General features: G+C 72.5%; 19 protein-coding genes and 1 pseudogene. 9 read left to right on the forward strand and 11 right to left on the reverse strand.

From position 1 onward, the window contains the following. Nucleotides 1-18: 18 nt before the first annotated feature. From AB0D14_RS26585 to AB0D14_RS26610, 6 genes and pseudogenes are all read right to left on the reverse strand, one after another. Nucleotides 19-504, reverse strand: coding sequence for a DUF3180 domain-containing protein (locus AB0D14_RS26585; protein ID WP_362783596.1), 486 nt, complete (start codon nucleotides 502-504; stop codon nucleotides 19-21). A gap of 84 nt (nucleotides 505-588) precedes the next feature. Next, nucleotides 589-1,197, reverse strand: coding sequence for a 2-amino-4-hydroxy-6-hydroxymethyldihydropteridine diphosphokinase (gene folK, locus AB0D14_RS26590; RefSeq protein WP_362783598.1), 609 nt, complete (start codon nucleotides 1,195-1,197; stop codon nucleotides 589-591). Then, nucleotides 1,194-1,553 carry a dihydroneopterin aldolase gene (gene folB / locus AB0D14_RS26595; RefSeq protein WP_362783601.1) on the reverse strand — a complete coding sequence of 120 codons (360 nt, stop codon included), beginning with the start codon at nucleotides 1,551-1,553 and terminating at the stop codon, nucleotides 1,194-1,196. Before folB ends, folK begins: the two co-directional genes overlap by 4 nt. Nucleotides 1,554-1,777: 224 nt before the next feature. Beyond that, nucleotides 1,778-2,281, reverse strand: a complete 504-nt coding sequence (locus AB0D14_RS26600) for a nuclear transport factor 2 family protein (RefSeq protein ID WP_362783604.1) — start codon at nucleotides 2,279-2,281, stop codon at nucleotides 1,778-1,780. Next, entirely contained in the window at nucleotides 2,278-3,192 is a 915-nt protein-coding gene (gene folP / locus AB0D14_RS26605) for a dihydropteroate synthase (protein WP_362783607.1), read from the reverse strand. Before folP ends, AB0D14_RS26600 begins: the two co-directional genes overlap by 4 nt. A 255-nt stretch (nucleotides 3,193-3,447) precedes the next feature. After that, nucleotides 3,448-5,055 (reverse strand): annotated as a pseudogene (locus AB0D14_RS26610) (phosphatidylglycerol lysyltransferase domain-containing protein); the annotation flags it as partial. Between the two features lie 202 nt (nucleotides 5,056-5,257). On the opposite strand from AB0D14_RS26610, the gene AB0D14_RS26615 reads away from it, so the two are divergent. Further along, entirely contained in the window at nucleotides 5,258-6,382 is a 1,125-nt protein-coding gene (locus AB0D14_RS26615) for an alpha/beta hydrolase-fold protein (protein WP_362783610.1), read from the forward strand. A gap of 337 nt (nucleotides 6,383-6,719) precedes the next feature. Then, complete coding sequence (locus AB0D14_RS26620) at nucleotides 6,720-8,555, forward strand: hypothetical protein (protein ID WP_362783613.1); 1,836 nt, start codon at nucleotides 6,720-6,722, stop codon at nucleotides 8,553-8,555. Between the two features lie 114 nt (nucleotides 8,556-8,669). Here the strand turns inward: AB0D14_RS26620 and AB0D14_RS26625 are convergent, their stop codons facing one another. Together AB0D14_RS26625 and AB0D14_RS26630 are read right to left on the reverse strand one after the other, a co-directional pair. Continuing rightward, nucleotides 8,670-9,956 (reverse strand): PH domain-containing protein, encoded by a 1,287-nt coding sequence (locus tag AB0D14_RS26625; RefSeq protein WP_362783689.1) that lies wholly within the window; start codon nucleotides 9,954-9,956, stop codon nucleotides 8,670-8,672. Between the two features lie 182 nt (nucleotides 9,957-10,138). Next, complete coding sequence (locus AB0D14_RS26630; protein WP_362783616.1) at nucleotides 10,139-10,693, reverse strand: PH domain-containing protein; 555 nt, start codon at nucleotides 10,691-10,693, stop codon at nucleotides 10,139-10,141. 31 nt (nucleotides 10,694-10,724) lie between these two features. On the opposite strand from AB0D14_RS26630, the gene AB0D14_RS26635 reads away from it, so the two are divergent. Next, nucleotides 10,725-11,885, forward strand: a complete 1,161-nt coding sequence (locus AB0D14_RS26635) for an NADH-quinone oxidoreductase subunit D (RefSeq protein WP_362783619.1) — start codon at nucleotides 10,725-10,727, stop codon at nucleotides 11,883-11,885. A 29-nt stretch (nucleotides 11,886-11,914) separates the two neighbouring features. Here the strand turns inward: AB0D14_RS26635 and AB0D14_RS26640 are convergent, their stop codons facing one another. Continuing rightward, nucleotides 11,915-12,943, reverse strand: a complete 1,029-nt coding sequence (locus tag AB0D14_RS26640) for an SAM-dependent methyltransferase (RefSeq protein WP_362783621.1) — start codon at nucleotides 12,941-12,943, stop codon at nucleotides 11,915-11,917. A gap of 140 nt (nucleotides 12,944-13,083) precedes the next feature. Here AB0D14_RS26640 and AB0D14_RS26645 point away from each other — a divergent pair, with 140 nt between their 5' ends. Together AB0D14_RS26645 and AB0D14_RS26650 are read left to right on the forward strand one after the other, a co-directional pair. Next, a complete protein-coding gene (locus AB0D14_RS26645) occupies nucleotides 13,084-14,286 on the forward strand; it encodes a sensor histidine kinase (RefSeq protein ID WP_362783624.1) in 1,203 nt (400 codons plus the stop codon). A gap of 38 nt (nucleotides 14,287-14,324) precedes the next feature. Continuing rightward, a complete protein-coding gene (locus AB0D14_RS26650; RefSeq protein WP_362783627.1) occupies nucleotides 14,325-14,999 on the forward strand; it encodes a response regulator transcription factor in 675 nt (224 codons plus the stop codon). A gap of 94 nt (nucleotides 15,000-15,093) precedes the next feature. On the opposite strand, the gene AB0D14_RS26655 is transcribed toward AB0D14_RS26650, so the two are convergent. Further along, complete coding sequence (locus AB0D14_RS26655) at nucleotides 15,094-16,200, reverse strand: DUF5937 family protein (RefSeq protein WP_362783629.1); 1,107 nt, start codon at nucleotides 16,198-16,200, stop codon at nucleotides 15,094-15,096. 130 nt (nucleotides 16,201-16,330) lie between these two features. Next, nucleotides 16,331-17,482, reverse strand: a complete 1,152-nt coding sequence (locus AB0D14_RS26660; RefSeq protein WP_362783632.1) for a beta-eliminating lyase-related protein — start codon at nucleotides 17,480-17,482, stop codon at nucleotides 16,331-16,333. Between the two features lie 162 nt (nucleotides 17,483-17,644). Between AB0D14_RS26660 and AB0D14_RS26665 the strand changes: the two genes are divergently transcribed. Genes AB0D14_RS26665 through nadC form a run of 4 tightly spaced genes read left to right on the forward strand, consistent with a single transcriptional unit; the run spans nucleotide 17,645 to nucleotide 22,524 of the window. Beyond that, nucleotides 17,645-18,655: a DUF2520 domain-containing protein gene (locus tag AB0D14_RS26665; RefSeq protein ID WP_362783635.1), complete on the forward strand. Its 1,011-nt coding sequence runs from the start codon at nucleotides 17,645-17,647 to the stop codon at nucleotides 18,653-18,655. A gap of 31 nt (nucleotides 18,656-18,686) precedes the next feature. Further along, nucleotides 18,687-19,679 (forward strand): pantoate--beta-alanine ligase, encoded by a 993-nt coding sequence (gene panC, locus AB0D14_RS26670; protein WP_362783636.1) that lies wholly within the window; start codon nucleotides 18,687-18,689, stop codon nucleotides 19,677-19,679. Next, on the forward strand, nucleotides 19,676-21,493 hold the full coding sequence (locus AB0D14_RS26675; RefSeq protein WP_362783639.1) for an L-aspartate oxidase: 1,818 nt from the start codon (nucleotides 19,676-19,678) through the stop codon (nucleotides 21,491-21,493). The genes panC and AB0D14_RS26675 overlap by 4 nt, the downstream gene beginning before the upstream one ends. Before the next feature lie 5 nt (nucleotides 21,494-21,498). After that, nucleotides 21,499-22,524, forward strand: coding sequence for a carboxylating nicotinate-nucleotide diphosphorylase (gene nadC, locus AB0D14_RS26680; RefSeq protein ID WP_362783642.1), 1,026 nt, complete (start codon nucleotides 21,499-21,501; stop codon nucleotides 22,522-22,524). The last annotated feature ends 1 nt before the right edge of the window (nucleotide 22,525 follow it).

A 22,525-nucleotide genomic window follows, 5' to 3' on the forward strand; every position in this document is an offset into this window, starting at 1 on the left:
AAGATTTTCAGTGATCTTCTAGGCCGCCGGGGCCGTGCTGCCGTTCGTGTCGTCGTCCTCCGGGAGTTTGCAGACGCGTTCCAGGAAGAAGGCGGCCGCTATGACGGCGATGCCCGCCAGGACCGAGAAGCCGGCGTAGATGGCCTGGTCGCGGCGGACGGGGATGTCGAGGGACTCCAGGAGGAAGGCGCCCGTGCCGCCGTACATCCCGGCGACGAGGGCGGCGACCAGCGCGCTGGCCTGACCGAAGACGACCGCGCGGGCGGCCATCATGGGGTCGACTCCCTTGGCGCCGGGGCGGCGCTCGCGCTGGGCCTTGAGACGGGTCCGCAGGGAGAGCGCCGTGGCCAGCAGGACCGCGGCGATCAGAGCCAGGACGACGGGGGCCGCCAGGGGGACCTGGGGGAGCGTGCCCACCGAGCTCCACAGGCGGGCACCTGCCCAGGACAGCACCCCGGCCACGAGGAACACCGCGGCCAGCGTCCTGATGCGCAGCTCTTTCACTCAGTTCCCCTCGCGATTACGTGTCGTCGGTCGACCGCCCGTGTGCGTCCTGACCTTAGAGGACGTGACACAGGCTCTTAACGACTACTCGGGCAGCTGGAGTTCCAGGTCGGCCCGGGGTGCGACACCGTCCCGGGGGACCGCGGAGAGCAGCTGTGCCACCGGGCCGTGACCGGGCAGCTGGGCCTCGGGCTCCACGTCGTTCCACGGGGCGAGGACGAAGGCGCGCTGGTGGGCGCGCGGGTGGGGCAGGACCAGCGCCGGGTCGTCGGAGATCACGTCCGCGTACGCCACGATGTCGACGTCGATCGTGCGGGGGCCCCAGCGCTCGTCCCGTACCCGGTTGAAGGCCTCCTCGACCGCGTGGGCCCGCTCCAGGAGCGAGGCGGGCGGGAGGGTCGTCCTGAGGACGATCACCGCGTTGAAGTACGCCGGCTGGCTGCCGGGCTCCACACCCCACGGCTCTGTCTCGTACACCGGGGAGACCGCCTTGACGCGGACGCCGGGGGTGTCCTCCAGAGCGTCGATGGCGCCCTGGATGGTCTCCAGGCGGTTTCCCAGGTTCGAGCCCAGGGAGATCACAGCGCGCTTCGGGTTGTGCAGGGTCGTGTCGGCGGCGTCCACCTGCTCCACCACCGAGGCGGGGACCGGCTGTACGGTCGGGTCGCTCTGGCTCCCGGTGAACGCGGTCATGCTCGGCTCCGGATGATGGTGACGGTCACGTCGTCGAAGGGGACCGTGATCGGGGCGTCCGGCTTGTGGACGCACACCTCGACCTCCTGGACCCCGTCGTGCTTCAGGCACGTCTGGGCGATCTGCTCGGCGAGGGTCTCGATGAGGTTCACCGGCCTGCCCTCGACGACGGCCACGACCTCCTCCGCCACGATGCCGTAGTGCACGGTTTTCGTGAGGTCGTCGGTGGCCGCGGCGGGGCGGGTGTCCAGGCCCAGCGTGAGGTCCACGATGAAGGTCTGGCCCTCTTCGCGTTCCTTGGGAAAGACACCGTGGTGACCACGGGCCCTGAGGCCGCGCAGCGCGACACGATCCACGCGAATCACTCCTGCAATCGTCGGTAAGGGCAGGTCGTACCGTGTGCGGGCGGTACACCGGCCGCGGATGACGTCCGGACCGGGCCGGCGGGCAGTCGTTCCCCGTCGCGAGTCCGTGTCCGTGACCGACGCCACGATCACCAACGTACTACGACGGAGATCGCCGCCCGGTGGGAGGCGCCCCGGGTACGCCTACCCGCTGACGCGCGTCGAACCGCGGAGCCTCAGGATGACGGGTCGTCCGGCTCGTCGTCGTCCGTTTCGGCCAGTACCGGCGAGGCGTGGTGCGACCAGAGTTTCCAGCCGTCCGAGGTGCGGCGGAACACGTTCGTGGCGACGACGAGCTGGCCCACCAGCGGCCCGAGTTCGTCACTGTCCTCGGGCGGGGGGCCGCCGCTGAGGATGTTCTCCGTGCAGGTCACCAGGGCGGTGTCGCCGGTGACCGACACATGCACGTCGGTCAGGAAGAACTGGATGTACTCGGTGTTCGCCATGATCAGCGCGTACGACCGCAGGACCTCGCCGCGGCCGTTGAGGACCGGCCAGCCGGGGTGGACGCAGGAGATCTCACCGGCCTGTGCGGGGTCGTGGAACTCCTCGTCGTGGCCCAGGTCGGACGGGGTCAGCCAGATCGAGGACAGCTTCTCGAAGTCGCCCTGCTCCAGCGTCTCGTAGAAGGCGGTGTTGGCGAGTTCGACCTGCTCGACATCCGTGTGCGGGGCGCTCACCGGGCTCCCTCAGCGGTGCGGTGTCCCTCTGCGGGGCCGGCTTCCTCCGTGGTGCGGGCGCCTTCCACGGCCCGGGCGACCCGGACGGCGTCGGCGGTGGCCCGTACCTCGTGGACACGGACGGCCCACGCGCCCTGGTGAGCGGCGAGAGCGGAGACCGCGGCGGTGGCGGCGTCCCGCTCGCGGGCGGGCGGCGGGGCGCCTTCCGGGCCCGCCAGTACCCGGCCGAGGAAACGCTTGCGGGACGCGGCCACCAGCAGGGGGCGGCCGATCTCCCGGAGACGGTCGAGGTGGGCGAGCAGGATGAGGTCGTGCTCGGCCTCCTTGGAGAAGCCGAGCCCCGGGTCGACGACGACCCGGTCCGGGGCGATACCGCCCGCCAGAACGGCCTCCACGCGCGCGTGGAGCTCGTCGACGACTTCGGAGACGACGTCCTCGTACGTCCCCCGCACGGTGCTGCCCTGGAGGAAGCCGCGCCAGTGCATGACAACGAAGGGGGCGCCCGCGGCGGCGACGGCCGGGATCATCGCCGGGTCGGCGAGACCGCCGCTGACGTCGTTGACGAGGACGGCGCCCGCGGCGAGTGAGCGCTCGGCGACGGAGGCGCGCATGGTGTCCACGGAGACCACGACGCCCTCGGAGGCGAGGCCGCGGACGACAGGTATGACGCGCTTGAGCTCCTCCGCCTCGTCGACGCGGGCGGCCCCGGGGCGGGTGGACTCGCCTCCCACGTCGACCAGGTCCGCGCCCTCCGAGACCAGGTCGAGGCCGTGCTTCACGGCGGCGGTCGTGTCGAACCAGTGGCCGCCGTCCGAGAAGGAATCGGGGGTCACGTTCACGACGCCCATGACCGCGCAGCGGTCCCAGGCCGGAAGCCCTGACACTTGGCCTCGCCCGCTCTTCTTGCTCATACCGCCCAGCCTAGGCCCAAGGGGGCGGGTCGCCGGTCGGCACGGGTTGGCACCGGGCCGCACCGGTCGGCGCTGTGCGGTGGGTGCGGCCCGCGCTGCCCGTGCGCGGCCCGGTTCTTTCTCTCCCGCCGGCCCGCCCGCCGCCTGGCCGGCCCGTCCTGGCCGGCCGCCGCGCGGCGCGGGGGTGGGCGTCGCGAGGCGGCCGGGGTTCATGGTGGGGGAGGGGACGCGGCGGAGGCGGTCACGCCGCTCTTATGGAGCCGCCTGGAGGGCCGCCACGATGAGGAGTTCGTTCATGCCGGGGTCCGCCGCGCGGTCGAGGCGCATGAGGTCCAGGGAGACCCTGTCCCTGCCCCAGGGGACGAAGTGGAGTACGGCTTTCAGGTCGCCGTACGGTCCGGGGCCGCCGACGCCCCACCCGTACCGGTCCGCTGTTGCCGCCCCGCCGGTGACTTCGCCGGAGCCGGACGCGTGCGGGGGCTCCTTTCGCGCCGCCTCTTCGATCCTGTGCGCCGTCGCGATGAGACAGTCGCCGTCCGCCGGGTCGCCGATGCGGCCGAGTGCCATGGAGAAGCCGCGCTCGGTGTCCGTGCCGCGCCAGTCCTCCGCGGCCCCGCGGATCCGGTCCAGCTCGCCCTCGCCCAGGTCACGGATGCGCCGTACGCGGATCTCGTAGCCGGCGCGCTCGATGCGTTTCACCATCTGGCGCACGTTCCGCATCGAGCGACCGGCCAGGGAGAAATCCGCGACATCCACCACCGCCTCGTCGCCCGGTTCGAGGGCGTCGAGGCCGGTCTCGCGGGTCCAGACCCCGCCGCCGGTCTCGGAGCAGCCCATGACGGCGGGCGTCCAGGAGTGGGCCACGGCCTCGTCCATGAAGCGTTCGATCGCGCCAGGCCAGGCCTCGACGTCGCCGATCGGGTCGCCGCTGGCGAGCATCACGCCGGAGACGACCCGGTAGGTCACGGCCGCCTTGCCGCTCGGCGAGAAGACGACCGCCTTGTCACGGCGGAGCGCGAAGTGGCCGAGTAAGTCGCGTCCGCCGTGCTTGTCCAGGAGGGCCCGCAGACGACTCTCGTCGTCCTCGGTGAGGCGCGCGGCCGGGTGTTCGGGGCGGAAGGCCAGGTAGATCGTGGTCACGGCGGTCAGCAGGCCGAGCGCGCCGAGGGAGAAGGCCACCGTCCAGGACGTGGTGCCCGTGTAGTCGAGGGGCCCCTCCAGTCCGAACAGGCCGTACAGCACATGGGCGATCCGGTCCGCGAGGCTCGGGTCGCCGACCATGCGGTGGGGGTGGACGCTGACGATCACCAGGCCGAGAACGAGGGAACCGGCGCCCATGAGAACGAAGTTGGCGAGCGCCCGCCAGCGGCTGCGCGGGTCGGGCAGCGCCGTGAACTCGTCCCGGTGGCGCAGCAGCGGGGCCAGCAGCGCGAGCGAGATGAGAACGCCGACGAGCGAGTGCCGGTATGTGAACTGAGCGAGGGCGCCCGCCGGGAGCAGCACCGCGGCGGCCCGCCACGCCCTCCGCTTGCGCCGGCGCAGCCCGTGGACCAGGAGCAGCAGCAGAACGCCCGTACTGAGCGACAGGGCGGCGGCGATCGGGCCCAGCGCACCGGGCAGCACCTCCGCGAGGGTGTGCATGCGGCTGTGGTGAAAGCGCGGGACGACGCCCGCGGCGATGTCCAGGACTCCTACGAGCGTGCAGGCTCCGGCGACCCAGGTGGGGACGGCCTCGGGGCGCGGGCCGCGGAGTATGCCCCGCGGACGGCGGAGCACCTCCTGTGGACCGCGGGGTACCCCCTGCGGACGGCCTGTTCGATCTGGAATCCGGCCCGACTTTTCCCCATCTATCCTGACAGACATCGCATCCCGTGGTTCTGCGAGAGACCTTGAATCCGGTGCCAATCCGGCATCCGGCGACATTGCGCCCTCTAGGACGGTTCCTTGGGGAGCCAGGTTCACTCCCTTGCGGAAAACCGCTCCAAAGGGCGAGGAAAGACGGGGCAAGGCACCGTGAAGGAAACGGCGTCGGCCACCGGCCGGAAAGCGCAGGCAGGAACAGCCCATGGGTCTCACGAGTAACAAGCTGCTGGCACTGGTGGTTCTCATCGCGGTGCTGCTGTTCGTCGGCACGGTGTGGTTCTGGCCGCTCCTCGCGCGCCGCGACTGGCGTGCGGTGGCAGGGCGGATCGGCCTGTTGGCGGCCACTCAGATCGTGGTCTTCGCGGCGGTCGGCCTCGCCGCCAACCAGGCCTTCGGGTTCTATGCGAGCTGGGCCGACCTCTTCGGCCAGGAGTCCGGGCAGGGCGTCGTGGCCGACCACGACGCCGCGGGTACGGCCGGACCGCTCAAGGTGGTCGGCACCCGGCAGGTCGACGTGTCCGGTGGGGCGCGGCCGCGGATCGGCGGCCAGCTCCAGAAGGTCGACGTCGTGGGCCGGCGGACGCGTATCGCGAGTTCCGCGTACGTCTATCTGCCGCCGGAGTACTTCCAGCCGCAGTACCGCACCCGTACCTTTCCGGCCGCTGTCGTGCTCACGGGTTATCCGGGTACCGCGGAGGCGCTCATCAAGGGTCTGCACTATCCGCAGACCGCCCACGCGCTGGCCAAGAGCGGCAGGATGCGGCCGATGATCCTGGTCATGATGCGGCCGACCGTCGCGCCGCCGCGCGACACCGAATGCGTGGACGTCCCCGGCGGCCCGCGGACCGAGTCGTTCTTCGCCGAGGACCTCCCCGACGCCGTGTCACATCACTACAGAGTGGGCACAAAGCCCGGGAGCTGGGGAATCGTCGGTGACTCGACCGGCGGGTACTGCGCGCTGAAGCTCGCGATCCACCACCCGGAGACGTACGCCGCCGGGGCGGGCCTGTCTCCGTACTACCGGCCGCCGAACGACTCCACGACGGGCGATCTCTTCCACGGTGACAAGGAGGCGCGCGACAGCGCCGACCTGATGTGGTTCCTCAAGCACAGGCCCGCGCCCGACACCTCACTGCTCGTCAGCAGCAGCAGACAGGGCGAGCACAACTACCGGGAGACGCTGCGGTTCATCGACCTGGCCGGGGCGAGGAAACCGACCCGGATCTCGTCGGTCATCCTCGACAGCGGCGGGCACAACTTCAACACCTGGCGGCGTGAGATCCCGGCGACCCTCCAGTGGCTCAGCGGGCGGCTGGACGACCGCTGAGCCACCGCCCCGGAAGGGCGCTGTCGACGCCGTTCTCGAATAAGCGGCGCGGTGCGCGGAATTCCCCGGCGCCGGCAGGGAGATCCTTTTCGGATCTCGGGAACTCGGGCAGAGAAGGCGGAGAGCACGGAGAGGGGGAGAAGGCGGAGAAGAAGGCCTGGGCAAACCGGCGGACGGCGTGTGGCAGATGGGAGTGCCGGTGCCTGGCCGAAGTGGTGGTCAGGGAGTGACCGGTGCGGGGATTGTTCGGTGAAGGGGCGGCGAGAAGGTTTCGGTGTGGCTGCGTTTTTGCCACGCGAGGCACCATCATTCGCCTACGCGCGGTAAGTTTCTGGCCATGCCACGAGGACGTCACCGCCATTCACCACCTCTGCACCGGCTGTTGCCCCCCTCGGCGATCGCAGGCGTATCCGCCGTCTGCGCCGTCGGGCCATGGCTGTTCTCCGAACCATGGGCGCTTCGCGGGCTGGCTGCGGGCGCCGCGGTGACGGCTGTCGTGGGCGCGATCGTCATGCGCCGTTGGGACGCGTCGGCGGGCATGCGCGTCGCGGACCTCGCGCGCGGGCGAGCGAGCGACGAGTGGCGTCATGAGGAGCGGGTCGCCGAGCTGGAGAGCGACCTGGACGAGTCGCGCGAACTGCGTACCAAGCTGGAGCAACGGCTCCGTGCCAAGCGGACCGAGCTGGCCGGGCTGCGCAACGAACACGCCGCGCTGTTGCGGCGGTACGCCACGGCGGAGACAGAGCGGGCCACCGCGCTGGAGGGCCGCCGACTCCTTGAGATAGAGACGAGCGCTCCGGTCCCGGCGCTGTCCGCAGCGGGTTCGCCGGGGTCCGCTTCCGAGGAGACGGATCCCGGGGCGTCGGCCGACACGGAGCCCGGGGCAGCGGTGCCCGAGGCGACGGCGGCGACGGTCCAGGCGGCCCTCGCGGCGTCCTCGGCGGCCTCGGTTCTCTACGTGAAGGCCAACGCGGCGTTGCGACGGCTCTCCGGAGCCGACGAGGACGCCGCTCCGGCGGACGGCTCGGCCGAGGACGGGCCCACCGCCGGGCCCACCGCCGAGTCCGACGCCGAGTCCGACGCCGAGTCCGACGGCGAGTCCGAGGGCGACGCCACCGCTGAAGACGTGACGGAGGAGACCGGCCCGGTGCCGGACGGTTCTCCGGCGGATGAATCCACAGCGGCCGAGACCGTGGCGGCCGACGCCGGTGCCCAAGCCGGTGCGACGCAGGCCGCTGCCGCGACGGACGCGACGACGGACGCGGCGAAGGACGGCTCGGTCCTGGACGGGCCGGCTCCGGACGACCCCGCGCCGACCACGCCTCCCAAGGGCGGCCCGGTGGTCAAGCGGACTCCCGCGAAGGGCGGCACCCGGAAGGGCACGCCCTCCCCGGGCGGCCCCGGCAAGGGAGCGCCCCGGCCGGGCGGTGCCCCGAAGGGCGCGTCCACGGCGGGCGGAACCATGACGGGCGCTCCGTCCAAGGGCGAGGCCCGGCAGGAGGGCGAGACGCTGGGGAAGCCCGAGGCGGCCGGCGGGCACGAGCGCACGGCCGCCGCGACCGAACCGGCGCCCGCGCAGACCGCCGAGACGGGACGGGCCCACGCACGGCCCGCCGAGACCGTACGGCCTCGCACACGGTTCGCCTCCACCGGCGTGTCGTCCCTGCAGTCCACGCAGTCCACCGCGACCCGTACGACGCCCCGGACCGCTCCCGCCACCACGCCGCAGGAGTCGCCGGGCTCCGTCCTCGCGCGGCCCGCCCCGTCGGAAGTGGCCCGCGTGGAGCAGCCGCCCGCGGCCGGAGCGGGTCCGTCCCCGGCGAGCGCGTCCGCACTGACGCCCGCCGCACGGCCCCCGCGCCCCGCCGGGCACTTCACCGTGCCCACGGCCGTGGCGGTCGCGCCGGCCACGCCCGCGCGGCGCCAGGCCGTCGAGGGCGGCTTCGACTTCTTCGGTACGCAGAAGGGCGCGGAGGCGCTGGAAGCCGTGCAGAACGAGGACCTCGCCGACGTGGTGGGCCAGGAGGCGCTCGCGCTCCACAAGGCCGAGTCCGAGGCCGAGTTCAAGCCCGCGGGCGAGGAGTCCCGCGGTGTCGGCCAGGTCATCGACCTGACCGCGCACGACGAGACGGAACAGATCGACCTGACGGAACTGCGGAGCGCGGTTTCCTGACCCCCGACGTGCGGGCAGCCGACGTGCGGGCAGCACCTCCGACGTGAGGGCGGGTGACCTGAGGGCAGCGATCTGAGGGCGCGATCTGAGGGCAGTGGCGATCAGCCACTGCCCTCAGGCCATCCAGCGGTCCGGCCGGGCCTCCTGCCGGCCGGTGAGCGACCGGTCCGCCTGCGCGTACAGCAGCTCAGCCGCCTCCGAGGCGTCCCGCAGACGGGCCGTCACGGTCCTGTTGGCCCCGGTGTCCACACGGACGTCGGCGAGCCCCTTACGGTGCTGCCACGGCCCCTGCTGCAGGCGCACGCTCTGCACCTTGGCGTGCGGCACGAGCGCGATACTGCGGCGCAGCAGCCCGTACCGGGCCACGAAGACGGTGTCGGTCACGGCGAGCCCGTAACCCCGCCACCAGAACGGCACGCACCAGGCCGCCCGGCGCGGCGGCGGCGCGAGTTCGACCGGCAGCGTCACCCCCGGCAGCACCCGCGCGATGACCGACTCGGCGACCTCGCGCGGAGCGACGGGTACGAGCACGGAGTTGGACGAACCCGCCACGTCCAGCTCGACCCGGACCCAGCCGCGCCGCCGCCACAGGAGCGGCTCGACGATGCGTACGGTCTGGACGCGCCCGGGCGGCACCGTCTCGTGCGTACGGTCGAGCAGCCCGTGGTCGATGCGGAGCCCGTCCGGCGATTCGCCCACGGTCCAGTCGTACTCGCCGACGAACCGCCCCACACTGCTCGCGCCCGCCGCGCCGAGCAGGGGCAGCGCCGTCGCGAGCACCGTCCACACGCTGTGGGTGGCCAACCACAGCAGCGGCGGTACGACGAGGGCTGCGGCCAGCGTCCCCCAGGTGGCCCCGGTCAGGACGAGCGAGACGGCGAGGACCTTGGCCGGTACGTGCAGCAGCTGCCTGACCGGCGCCTCACCCACCTCGTGCGCGGTCTCGGGCGCGAATCCGGCGGCCCGGGCGAGCAGTTCGGCCCGTAGCACCCGGGCCTCCTCCTGGCCCAGATAGGCCAGCTCGTCCTTCTTGTCGGTCCCGACGACGTCGAGTTTGAGTTTGGCGACACCGGCCACGCGGGCCAGCAGCGGCTGGGTGACGTCGACGGCCTGGATCCGTTCCAGCCGGATGTGCGCGGTGCGGCGGAACACCAGGCCCGTACGGATGCGCAGCTCGGTGTCGGTCACCGCGAAGTGCGTGAACCACCAGCTCAGAAAGCCGTAGAGGGCGGCTCCCAGGACGGCCGCGGCGAGAGCGGTCAGCAGCACGGTCGTCGTGAGCCGCATCAGCTGCCGCTGTGCCTGGTCGGGATCGTGCACGGCCCACCCGGCGATCACCGCCACCGGCGCCCACGCGCGTCGCAACGGCGTCACGGGATGCAGCCGCCGCTCGTGCGGCACGGGCGCGTCCTTCCCCGCCGCCCGGGGGCCACGCGCCTCCCGAGTACCCCGCGCCTCCTCCCGTACGGGCCCCGGCCCGGCCTCTTCCTCCACGGGCCCGGCCTCTTCCCCCGCCCGCGCGGTCCCGTCCCGTACCGGCGTGGTCTCGTCCCGTACGTCCTTGGGGGTGCCCGGTGGCGTCGTCACAGCCCCGCCGATCGGGCCTCGCCCAGTTCCGTGAGCCGGTCGCGCAAACGTTCCGCCTCCGCCGGGTCCAGGCCCGGAATGAGGGCGTCCGTCGCCGCGGCGGCCGTGTGCAACTGCACGCTCGCCAGCCCGAAGTGCCGCTCCACGGGACCGGAGGTGACCTCGACCAACTGCATGCGCCCGTACGGCACGACGGTCTCCTCGCGCCACAGGACACCCCGGCTGATCAGCAGGTCGTCCGCCCGCTCGGCATAGCGCCAGGAACGCCAGTTGCGCCCCAGCATCGGCCAGCCTCCCAGCAGCACCGCCAACGGCAGCAGGGCGAACGCCGCCCAGCCGGGCCCGGCGAGCAGGCCGAGCAGCAGGGCCGTACCGATGGTCAGCAGCCCCAGCCACACCACCAGCAACAGCCGTCGCATCCTCAGCAGCCCCGGCGGCAGCCCGGTCCACACCGGCTCGCCGGTCGCTCGCCCCGCTGCCTGTCCCCCCGCTGCCCGTCCTGCTGCCTGCTCCGCTGCCTGCCCCGCGTTCTCCGAGGTCCCCGTCTCCATGCCGCAAGCGTACGTACGAGACACTCTCCCCATGACTCCTACGACGGGTCCCACGGAGACCACGGTCGGTATCGGCGGCGCCGCGGAGAGCACCGACATGGTGCTCAACATCGGGCCCCAGCATCCGTCCACCCACGGCGTGCTGCGGCTGCGGATCGTCCTCGACGGCGAGCGGATCCAGCACGCGGAGCCGGTGATCGGCTATATGCACCGCGGCGCGGAGAAGCTCTTCGAGGCGCGCGACTACCGCCAGATCATCATGCTCGCCAACCGCCACGACTGGCTCTCCGCGTTCTCGAACGAGCTGGGCGTGGTCCTCGGTGTGGAGCGGATGCTCGGCATGGAGGTGCCCCCGCGCGCGGTGTGGACCCGCACGCTCCTCGCCGAGCTGAACCGGGTCCTGAACCACCTGATGTTCCTCGGGTCGTACCCCCTGGAGCTGGGTGGGATCACCCCGATCTTCTACGCGTTCACCGAGCGCGAGGAGCTCCAGCACGTCATGGAGGAGGTCTCCGGCGGGCGCATGCACTACATGTTCAACCGGGTGGGCGGCCTCAAGGAGGACCTTCCGGCCGGATGGGCCACACGCGCGCGTGCGGCCGTTTCCGGGGTGCGCTCCCGGATGGGCCGGTTCGACGATCTGGTGCTCGGCAACGAGATCTTCCGCGGCCGTACACGCGGTGTCGGAGTGCTCTCCCCGGAGGCGGTGCACGCCTACGGGGTCAGCGGGCCGATCGCGCGTGCCTCCGGCGTCGACTTCGACCTGCGCCGGGACGAGCCCTACCTCGCGTACGGGGAACTCCAGGACACCCTGAAGGTCGTCACGCGCCAGGAGGGCGACTGCCTGGCCCGTTTCGAATGCCTCCTGGAGCAGACCCACAACGCGCTCGACCTCGCGGACGCCTGCCTGGACGGGCTCGCGGAGCTGCCCCCTGGCCCGATCAACCAGCGGCTCCCCAAGGTCCTGAAGGCCCCCGAGGGCCACACGTACGCCTGGACCGAGAACCCCCTCGGCATCAACGGCTACTACCTGGTCAGCAAGGGCGAGAAGACCCCGTACCGGCTGAAGCTGCGGTCGGCCTCGTACAACAACATCCAGGCGCTCACCGAACTGCTGCCGGGCACGCTGGTCGCCGACATGGTGGCGATCCTGGGGTCGCTGTTCTTCGTGGTGGGAGACATCGACAAGTAGCTACAAGTAGCTCCACGGAGAGGGCTGGTCTACGCGGAAGGCTGTTGTACGCCGGGCAGCGGGTCCGGAATGCCCACCGGCTGCACCAGCCAGCCGAAGTCGCCAAGACCGCCCCGCGCGGTCAGCTCGGCGGCCTCACCCGCGCCCGCGAGGGCCCGTACGTAGGCCGTGGGATCCGTGGAGGCCAGAGCAGGGGGCGGGCGCTCGCCGCTCACCCCGAGCGCCCGCAGCGCCTCCCGCTGGCTCAGCAGCCGGCCGCCGGGCAGGGCGCACGCGTCCAGGGCCACATGGGCGGTGATGTCGCAGGAACCGTCCGGCACGGGTGCCGTCTCCCGGCCCTCCCTGAAGCCCGTCAGCGTTCCGAAGGGCGGCCGTGCCTCCAGGCCGTGCCCGTAGTCCACGGCGACGGCGAGACCGCGGCCGAGACCCGCCACGGCGGACGCCCAGGCGACGTCCCGAGGGCGACCGATCTCGGCGCGGAGACCTTCGGTGTCCGTGAGCGGCCACCACCGTTCCAGCCACTCGGCGTCCGCCCGCTCCGCCTTCCCGGCCGGCTCCCCGAGGGACTCCGACCCGTCCGCGCCCACGAGGACGAGGCGGGGCACTCCGTGCGCGTCCACCTCGACCACGTCCAGAGGCACGTTGTCGAGCCACTCGTTGGCGAACAGGAGCCCCGTGACGCCCGGTGGAGGCTGCGGGAGCCACTCGATCCGGTGATCGAGACCGGCGGGGCGGGCGGCGCGTTCGACCGCGTACCCGCGCGCGCGGGAGGCCACGTCGGCGGGAAGCGTCCTCAGGACGGCGGTCACCAGTTCGCCGCGCCCCGCGCCCATGTCGACGAAGGCGAGTTCGGCGGGGTGAGCGAGCGCCTCGTCGACGAGCTGGAGCAGACGGGCCACGGCCCCCGCGAACAGCGGTGACGCATGCACCGACGTGCGGAAATGGCCCGCGGGCCCCTCCGGCCCGCGGTAGAAACCGGAGGGGCCGTACAGCGCTTCCTCGGTCGCGCGGCGCCACCCGCGCGCCCCGCCCGCCACCTCACGCTCCACTGCGCCCACCACTGCTCCCCACCACTGTCATCGCGCCAGGTTAAGCGCCGACTTCACGGCGGTCTCCACCTTGGGGAGTACAAGCACCGGTTACGGATCGACCCTCCGGTTGACCCCTGCACGCAGCACGCTTCCATACGCTGGGTTACGTGCAGCGCCTCTATGACTTTCTCCGCAGGCACCCGACATGGGTCGACGGCTTCTGGGCCGTCGTCCTGCTCGGGATCTCGGTCGTGAGCGGAACGGCCGGACCGGAGAACGCCGGGACCGGCGAGCTGGCCGTCACCGTTCCGATCACCCTGCTGCTGTGCCTGGTGATCGCGCTGCGCAGGCGCCTGCCCGAGGCGATGCTGCTCCTTGCCGTCTTCATGGGCGCGGCGCAGCTGGTGCTGGACATGTCGATGGTGCCGGCCGACTTCGCGCTGCTGGTGATCACCTTCACGGTCGCCTCGAACGGCACCCGCTGGGCGTCCCGGCTGGCCCTGGCGATGGGCCTGTGCGCGGCTCCGCTGGCGCAGCTGCGCTGGCCGCAAGAGTCTTCGGGCGCCGCCGGCCACATCGCGATCGCGGTCTTCCAGACGGTCCCCTTCGCTCTCGCCTGGGTCCTCGGCGACTCCCTGCGGACCCGCCGCGCCTACTTCGCGCAGCTCGAGGAGCGTGCCGCCCGGCTGGAGAAGGAACGCGAGGCGCAGGCCAAGGTCGCCGTCGCCGCCGAGCGCGCCCGGATCGCCCGCGAACTGCACGACGTGGTCGCGCACAACGTCTCGGTGATGGTGGTCCAGGCCGACGGCGCCGCGTACGTGCTCGACTCCGCCCCCGACCAGGCAAAGAAGGCACTGGAGACCATCTCCGGGACAGGCAGGCAGGCCCTCGCCGAGATGCGCCGCCTCCTCGGTGTCCTGCGCACCGGCGAGCACCAGGAGTCCGGCGAGTACGTGCCGCAGCCCGATGTGGAGCAGCTCGACGAACTGATCGAGCAGTGCCGGACCTCCGGCCTCCCCGTCGACTTCAAGGTCGAGGGGACCCCGCGTCCGCTGCCCAGCGGCGTCGAGCTGACCGCGTACCGCATCGTGCAGGAGGCCCTCACCAACACCCGCAAGCACGGGGGGCCGAACACGGGGGCGAGTGTGCGCCTGGTCTACTTCGACGACGGACTCGGCCTGCTCGTCGAGGACGACGGCAAGGGCGCCCCGCACGAGCTGTACGAGGAGGGCGGGATCGACGGACAGGGCCACGGCCTGATCGGTATGCGCGAGCGCATCGGCATGGTCGGCGGCACCCTGGACGCTGGGCCGCGTCCTGGCGGAGGCTTCCGCATCAGCGCCCTGCTTCCGCTGAAGCCCGCCCACTGACACGTGCACGTTTCATGAACCGACCGGAGGACCTCCCCATGCCGATCCGCGTGATGCTCGTCGACGACCAGGTGCTGTTGCGCACCGGGTTCCGGATGGTGCTCGACGCCCAGCCGGACATGGAGGTCGTCGCGGAGGCGGGCGACGGTGTGGAGGCCCTGCAGGTGCTGCGTGCGACCAGCGTCGACGTGGTGCTGATGGACGTCCGCATGCCGAAGCTGGACGGCGTCGAGACGACCCGCCGCATCTGCTCGGACCCGAATCCGCCGAAGGTACTGATCCTGACCACCTTCGACCTCGACGAGTACGCCTTCTCCGGGCTCAAGGCGGGCGCCTCCGGCTTCATGCTCAAGGACGTGCCGCCCGGCGAACTCCTCGCCGCGATCCGCTCCGTGCACAGCGGCGACGCGGTCGTCGCACCCTCGACGACCAGGCGTCTGCTCGACCGCTTCGCGCCGATGCTGCCCAGCGCCGGCAAGGACCCCCAGCACAAGGAGCTGGAGCGGCTCACCGGCCGTGAGCGCGAGGTCATGATGCTGGTCGCGCAGGGGCTGTCGAACGGCGAGATCGCGGCCCGGCTGGTCCTCTCCGAAGCGACGGTCAAGACCCACGTGGGCCGCATCCTCACCAAGCTGGGCCTGCGCGACCGCGTCCAGGTCGTCGTCCTCGCATACGAGACGGGTCTCGTACGGGCCGGCGGGGGGCAGGGCTGAGCACCGGCTCCGGTCGGGCGGGCTCCGGCTGAGCGGAGCCCGAGGAGCGCGGGGCGGGCGGCTCAGCGCGGGATCGGGCCGGCGCGGCATCGGCTCAGCGCAGGATCCCCTCCAGGAAGTCGCTGCCCAGCCGGGCCACCATCGAGACGTCCAACTGGTGCAGGACGTACCGCCCTCGGCGCCGGGTGGTGAGCAGGCCCGCCTTCTTCAGCACGCTCAGATGCCGGGATATCTCGGGAGGCGTCATGCCGTACGTCTGTGCCAGCTCGCTCGTGGTGAACGCGCTGCGGGCCAGGCTCCGGCACAGCCGCATCCTCATCGGATGGGACAGGGCCGCCATCCGCAGGGTCAGCTGCTCGACGGAGGTCGGGGCCGTCAGCTCCGGAGAGCCGACCGGGTAGTGGATCACCGGCTGCCAGCCGTACCGGTGCAGCACCATGAGATGCGGCCAGCCGAGGCTCGTCGGCACCAGCAGGAGGCTGCCCGCCCGTACCGCGGTGTGGCCGTGGCCCAGCTTGTCGACGACGATCCTGCCGCCGGCCTCGTCGAGCGCCACCGCGGACGACACCGACGCCAGCGCCTCGGCCAGGCCCCGGCGTCCGAGCAGGTCCGTCTTGCGGCGGGCGTCCGCCTCCAGCTGGTGGCGCAGCCGGGACCAGGTCTCGGCGAAGAAGGCCTCGTCGCAGTCCTCCAGGAACTGCCGCAGCCAGGCCCGGATCCGCGGCGGGTCGGTCAGCAGCCGCTCGGTGAACTCCGCCGGCCGGGGGCCGCGCGCGGCGGCGAACTCCAGGGCGCGGCGGCGGGACGTGGTGTCGGCGAGGGCGCCGGCGCCCTGCGCGCCGTACGGGAGCGCACAGGTGAACTCCAGGGCCGCGTCCACGAACTGCTCGTCCGTCAGCTTGTCGAGCAGGTCCAGCTCCTCGGCGAGGGTGGCGCCCGGGAGCGTGGTGCCGCCCGCCGCTCCCGCGTACGGCAGGAACAGGTCCGAGAACGTCGTCCGCCACAGGAAGTCGGCCTCGCACATCCGGTCGGCCAGATGCGGGTCGAGCCGGGTGGTCACCCCGGTCGCCCAGCCCTGGAGACCGGGGTGGTGCCCCGGCTCGGCCAGCGCGTGCAGTGCCATGCACAACTCGGCCAGGGGCGAGGGCACGACGGCCACCCGCTCCCTGCGCAGGCCGGAGATGTCGATGGTCACGCTCATGACCTCATGGTGCACCCCGCCACTGACAACGCGGCCGTCGATTGACGAGCGCCGTCAATCGACGGGACGGCCGGGGCCCGTCCGGCGCAAGCTGCTTCCACCGGGCGGACCGGTCACGGGGGAGCCCCCGTCAGCGGGGGAGCCGCGTCACGAAGTCCGTGGCGGCGGCCCGTACGTCGTCCGCCGTCCACTCCAGGCCCGGCGCGCCCACCGTGACCTCGGTGAACGACAGACCGGGCCCGCCCCGGCCCCAGACCTGCGGGAAGAGGGACACGCCCGTCTCCTCCGCCTGCAGCATCCCCGCCTCGGTCAGGGTGTCGGCCTCGTACGGCAGCCACACCTGGAACTGGTGCGTGTGCGGCTCCTCGGGGTGGATCCGCGTCCAGGGGAGCCCGGCCCCGGTGAACCCCTCGCGCAGCGCCGCGGCGACCACGCGCGCGTGGGCCACGTACTCCGGGAGCAGAGGCAGTTCCTTCTCCAGGCCGATCAGCGCGGACAGGGCGGTGGGGAACTGCTGGAGGATCTGCCCGCCGTACCGGTGGCGCCAGGCCTTCGCCTCGTCGACGAGGGTCTTCGGGCCCGCGAGGGCGGCGCCGCCGAGTCCGCCCAGTGACTTGTAGAAGGACACGTAGACGCTGTCCGCGAGAGCCGCGATGTCGTCCAGGGGGCGGCCGAAATGGGTGACGCACTCCCACAGGCGGGCCCCGTCGACGTGTACCACGGCGTCATGTTCGCGGGCCGCGTCCGTGACGGCGACCAGTTCCTTCCAGGAGGGCAGGACGAACCCGGCCTCCCGGAGGGGCAGTTCGAGGAACAGCGTTCCGAAGGGTTCGTCCAGGTCGTGCACCTCGTCGGCGGAGGGCATCCGGGGCTCGCTCGTCGGATGGACGGTCCGCAGACCGCTGAGGGCGCTGAAGGCGTGCCTTTCGTGGAGCTCCGGGTGGGAGAGGGGATGCATCGCCACCGTCGTATTGCCCGTACGGCCCGCCCAGCAGCGCAGCGCGACCTGCTGGGCCATGGTGCCCGAGGGGAAGAAGGCGGCGGCCTCCTTGCCGAGCAGGCCGGCGACCCGCTCCTCCAGGGTCTCGACGATCCCGTTGCCGTACATGTCCACCGGCAGGTCGAGGTCGTACACGTCCGGAGCGCTGTCCGTCAGCCGGGCCAGCAGCTCACCGACCGTGGAGCGAAAGCCCGGCCGCCACAGCGCCCGCCGGGCCCCCCGCCAGGCGACCCTGCGCCGCTGCTCCGCAGTCTCTTCCGCCTCTTCCGCCGTGTCTCCCATGCTCCGGATCATGCAGGACACCACGGCGCAGGTCATGCGAATTCCCCGCAGGCGTGTTCCCCACAGGCTGTGGACGGGGAAACGGCCCCCGGACCAATCGCGTTAACATGACGAGAAAGCGTCCGGTACCCCGAGCGGACTGGAACGGAAGGCCGCCGTCGAGTGAGTACATTCCCCCAGCCAGATCCCAAGGACCGCCCCGCGCGGCTCACCGTCGGCGTCGTCGGCGCCGGGCGCGTGGGCCCCGCCCTGGCCGCGTCGCTCCAGCTCGCCGGTCACCGCCCGGTGGCCGTGTCCGGGGTGTCCGACGCCTCCAGGCGCCGTGCCGCGCAGCTGCTGCCCGACGTGCCGCTGGTGACACCCGCGCAGGTCCTGGAGCGGGCCGACCTGGTGCTGCTGACAGTCCCGGACGACGCCCTGCCAGGACTGGTGGAGGGGCTCGTCGACACCGGCTCCGTCCGGCCGGGACAGCTGCTCGTGCACACCTCGGGGCGGTACGGGACGAAGATCCTCGACCCCGCTCTGCGCGCCGGGGCGCTGCCCCTCGCCCTGCACCCCGTGATGACGTTCAGCGGCACTCCCGTGGACGTACAGCGGCTCGCCGGATGCTCTTTCGGGATCACCGCGCCCGAGGAGCTGCGGATGGTCGCCGAAGCGCTGGTCATCGAGATGGGCGGCGAGCCCGAGTGGGTCGCCGAGGAGGCCCGGCCGCTGTACCACGCGGCCCTCGCGCTCGGCGCCAACCACCTGGTCACACTGGTCGCCGAGTCCATGGATCTGCTGCGCGCGGCGGGTGTCGACGCCCCGGCCCGGATGCTGGGTCCGCTGCTGGGCGCCGCTCTGGACAACGCCCTCAGATCGGGCGACGCGGCCCTCACCGGACCGGTGGCGCGCGGCGACGCGGGCACGGTCGCCGCGCACGTCGCCGAGCTGCGCGAGCACGCGCCGCAGACCGTCGCCGGCTATCTGGCGATGGCCCGCGCGACCGCCGACCGGGCCCTCGCCCACGGCCTGCTCAAGCCGGAGCTCGCCGAGGACCTCCTGGGCGTACTCGCCAACGGCCCCACCGACCCCACCGGCCCGGACGGCCCCACCGACCCCACCGCACCGGATGGCCCCACCGGTCCCGACGGCCCGGACGGACTCGACGATCCCGAAGGAGACGCCCGATGACGTGCGCAGGTGCCGAGAGCGGAGCCGTCCGATGACCACCGTCCTGCTGAGCACGGCCGACGAACTGCACGCGCGCGTACGCAGGGCCCGCCGTGCCGTCGTCATGACGATGGGCGCCCTGCACGAGGGCCACGCGACCCTGATCCGCACCGCCCGGGAGATCGCGGGCGGCGACGGCGAGGTCGTCGTCACCGTCTTCGTGAACCCCCTCCAGTTCGGCGCGGGCGAGGACCTCGACCGCTACCCGCGCACCCTGGACGCAGACATCAAGATCGCCGAGCAGGCGGGCGCGGACGTCGTGTTCGCGCCCGGCGTGGACGAGGTCTATCCGGGCGGTGAACCCCAGGTACGCATCAGCGCGGGACCCATGGGGGAGCGCCTGGAGGGTTCGACGCGGCCCGGGCACTTCGACGGCATGCTCACCGTCGTCGCCAAGCTCCTGCACCTCACCAGGCCCGACGTGGCGCTGTTCGGGCAGAAGGACGCCCAGCAGGTCGCCCTCGTCCGCCGGATGGTGCGCGACCTGAACTTCGGCGTGGAGATCGTCGAGGTTCCGACGGTGCGCGAGGCGGACGGGCTCGCCCTGTCCAGCCGCAACCGCTATCTGTCGGTCACTGAGCGCCGCACCGCGCTCGCCCTCTCCCAGGCCCTGTTCGCGGGCAGCGACCGGCACGCCGCCCAGGAGGCCCTGCGTGCGCGTGCCCGCGAAGTGCCCGTCACCCACGCGCGCGGCGACGCCCTCAGCGCCATCGGCGAGTCCCGCGCCGCCGCCGACACGCACGCCGTCGCCAAGGCGGCCCCCGGAGGGCCCGCCGCGGTCCACGCCGCCGCCCGTCTGGTCCTCGACGACGCGGCCCGCCTCAGTCCCCCGCTGGCCCTGGACTACCTGGCACTGGTCGATCCGTCCGACTTCACCGAGGTCCCGGCCGGCTACACCGGCGAGGCCGTCCTCGCCGTCGCCGCCCGGGTCGGGACGACCCGGCTGATCGACAACATTCCTCTGACCTTCGGAGCCGCCTCGTGACCAGCACAGGCATACGTCTGCACGCGCCCGCACCCGGCTGGTCCCTCACCGCCGACGTCGTGGTCGTCGGCTCCGGAGTCGCCGGACTCACCACCGCCCTGCGCTGCGACGCCGCCGGTCTGAGGACGGTCGTCGTCACCAAGGCCCGCCTGGACGACGGCTCCACCCGCTGGGCGCAGGGCGGCATAGCCGCGGCCCTGGGAGAGGGCGACACCCCGGAGCAGCACCTCGACGACACCCTCGTGGCGGGCGCCGGCCTGTGCGACGAGGACGCCGTCCGCATCCTCGTCACCGAGGGCCCCGACGCCGTACGCCGCCTCATCGAGACCGGCGCCCACTTCGACGAGTCCGAAGAGGGCGGCCTGGAGCTGACCCGCGAGGGCGGCCACCACCGCCGCCGTATCGCCCACGCGGGCGGCGACGCGACCGGCGCCGAGATCTCCCGCGCCCTGGTCGAGGCGGTACGCGCGCGTGGTCTGCGCACGGTCGAGAACGCGCTCGTCCTGGACCTCCTCACGGACGCCGAAGGACGCACGGCCGGCGTGACCCTGCACGTCATGGGAGAGGGCCAGCACGACGGAGTGGGAGCCGTCCACGCGCCCGCCGTGGTCCTCGCGACCGGCGGCATGGGCCAGGTCTTCTCGGCGACCACCAACCCGTCGGTGTCCACCGGCGACGGCGTCGCGCTCGCGCTGCGGGCCGGGGCCGAGGTCAGCGACCTGGAGTTCGTGCAGTTCCACCCGACCGTGCTGTTCCTCGGCCCGGACGCCGAGGGCCAGCAGCCCCTGGTGTCCGAGGCGGTACGCGGCGAGGGCGCCCACCTCGTCGACGCGCACGGCACGCGCTTCATGGTGGGCCAGCACGAACTCGCCGAACTGGCGCCCCGCGACATCGTCGCCAAGGGCATCATGCGGCGCATGCAGGAGCAGAACGCCGAGCACATGTACCTGGACGCCCGGCACTTCGGCGCGCACATGTGGGAGCACCGCTTCCCGACGATCCTGGCCGCCTGCCGCGCCCACGGCATCGACCCGGTCACCGAGCCCGTTCCGGTCGCCCCGGCCGCCCACTACGCCTCCGGAGGCGTCCGCACCGACTCCCGGGGCCGTACTACCGTCCCCGGGCTGTACGCGTGCGGCGAGGTCGCCTGCACCGGTGTCCACGGCGCCAACCGGCTCGCCTCCAACTCCCTCCTGGAGGGCCTCGTCTACGCCGAGCGCATCGCGGCGGACATCACGGACCGCCACGAGGAGAACGGACACGCGGAAAACGGACACGAGGAGACCGGACACGAGGAGACCGGACACGCGGAGAACGGTCCCCACGCGCGCGTGCCCTCGCCGATCGACCGGCCCGATAAGCCGGCCCACCCGCTGCTCGCCGCCGAGGCGCGGTTCGCGATCCAGCGGATCATGACGGACGGCGCCGGCGTCCTGCGCTCGGCCACCTCCCTGGAGACCGCGGCCGACCGCCTCCAGCGCCTGCACGCCGACGCCCGCGACGCTCTCGACGAGAACGGCAAGACGGCCGAACCCGGCGTCGACACCTGGGAGGCGACCAACCTCCTGTGTGTGGCCCGCGTCCTCGTCACCGCCGCCCTCCTCCGTGAGGAGACCCGCGGCTGCCACTGGCGCGAGGACCGCGCTGAACGGGACGACGACACCTGGTGGCGTCACGTCGTCGTAAGGCTCAATCCCGACCGGACGCTCGCGGTACACACCACCGACACCCCAGACTTCCCCCCGACACTCCCTCAGGCTCGCGACTCTGTTCGAGCCGGGGGGACCCCCACGCCCAGCCCCCAGGAGCAGTGACAGAAGTGAGCACCCCGGACCTTCCCCTCCTCCCCCTCCTCGATGGAGGTGGCTGCGGAGACAACTGCGGCTGCGGCGCCGAAGGGGAGTACGGCATCGATTCCCTGGAGTACGCCGAGTGCGGGCTCGACCCCGCCCTCGCGCAGCTCCTCGCCGACGCCGGTCTCGACCCCGTCGAGGTCGAGGACATCGCGAACCTCGCCATCGAGGAGGACCTCGACCACGGCGTGGACGTGACCACGGTCGCGACCATCCCCGAAGAGGCCTTCTCCACCGCCGACTTCACCGCCCGCGAGGCCGGCGTCGTGGCGGGCCTGAGGATCGCCGAGGCGGTCGTCTCCGTGGTCTGCACCGACGAGTTCGAGGTCGAGCGCCATGTCGAGGACGGCGACCGCGTAGAGGCCGGCCAGCGGCTTCTGAGCGTCACGACCCGCACCAGGGACCTGCTGACGGCCGAGCGCAGCGCGCTGAACCTCCTGTGCCGCCTCTCCGGCATCGCGACGGCCACACGCGCGTGGGCGGACGTTCTGGAGGGCACCGGCGCGCGCGTACGGGACACCCGCAAGACGACACCCGGACTGCGCTCCCTGGAGAAGTTCGCGGTCCGTACGGGCGGCGGCGTCAACCACCGCATGTCGCTTTCGGACGCGGCCCTCGTCAAGGACAACCACGTGGTCGCCGCGGGCGGCGTCGCCCAGGCCTTCCAGGCCGTACGGGAGACCTTCCCCGAGGTGCCGATCGAGGTCGAGGTCGACACCCTGGACCAGCTGCGCGAGGTCGTGGACGCCGGCGCCGACCTGATCCTCCTGGACAACTTCACGCCCGGCGAGTGCGAGGAGGCCGTCGCTCTGGTGGACGGCCGCGCACTCCTGGAGGCCTCGGGCCGTCTCACCCTGGACGCCGCGGCGGCGTACGCGAAGACGGGCGTCGACTTCCTCGCGGTGGGCGCACTCACGCACTCCTCGCCCATCCTGGACGTCGGCCTCGATCTGCGCGACGCCTCCGAGGCGCCGTTGAGCGAGGCTGAGTAGG

Source organism: Streptomyces sp. NPDC048484 (assembly GCF_040651415.1).
GTDB lineage: Bacteria > Actinomycetota > Actinomycetes > Streptomycetales > Streptomycetaceae > Streptomyces.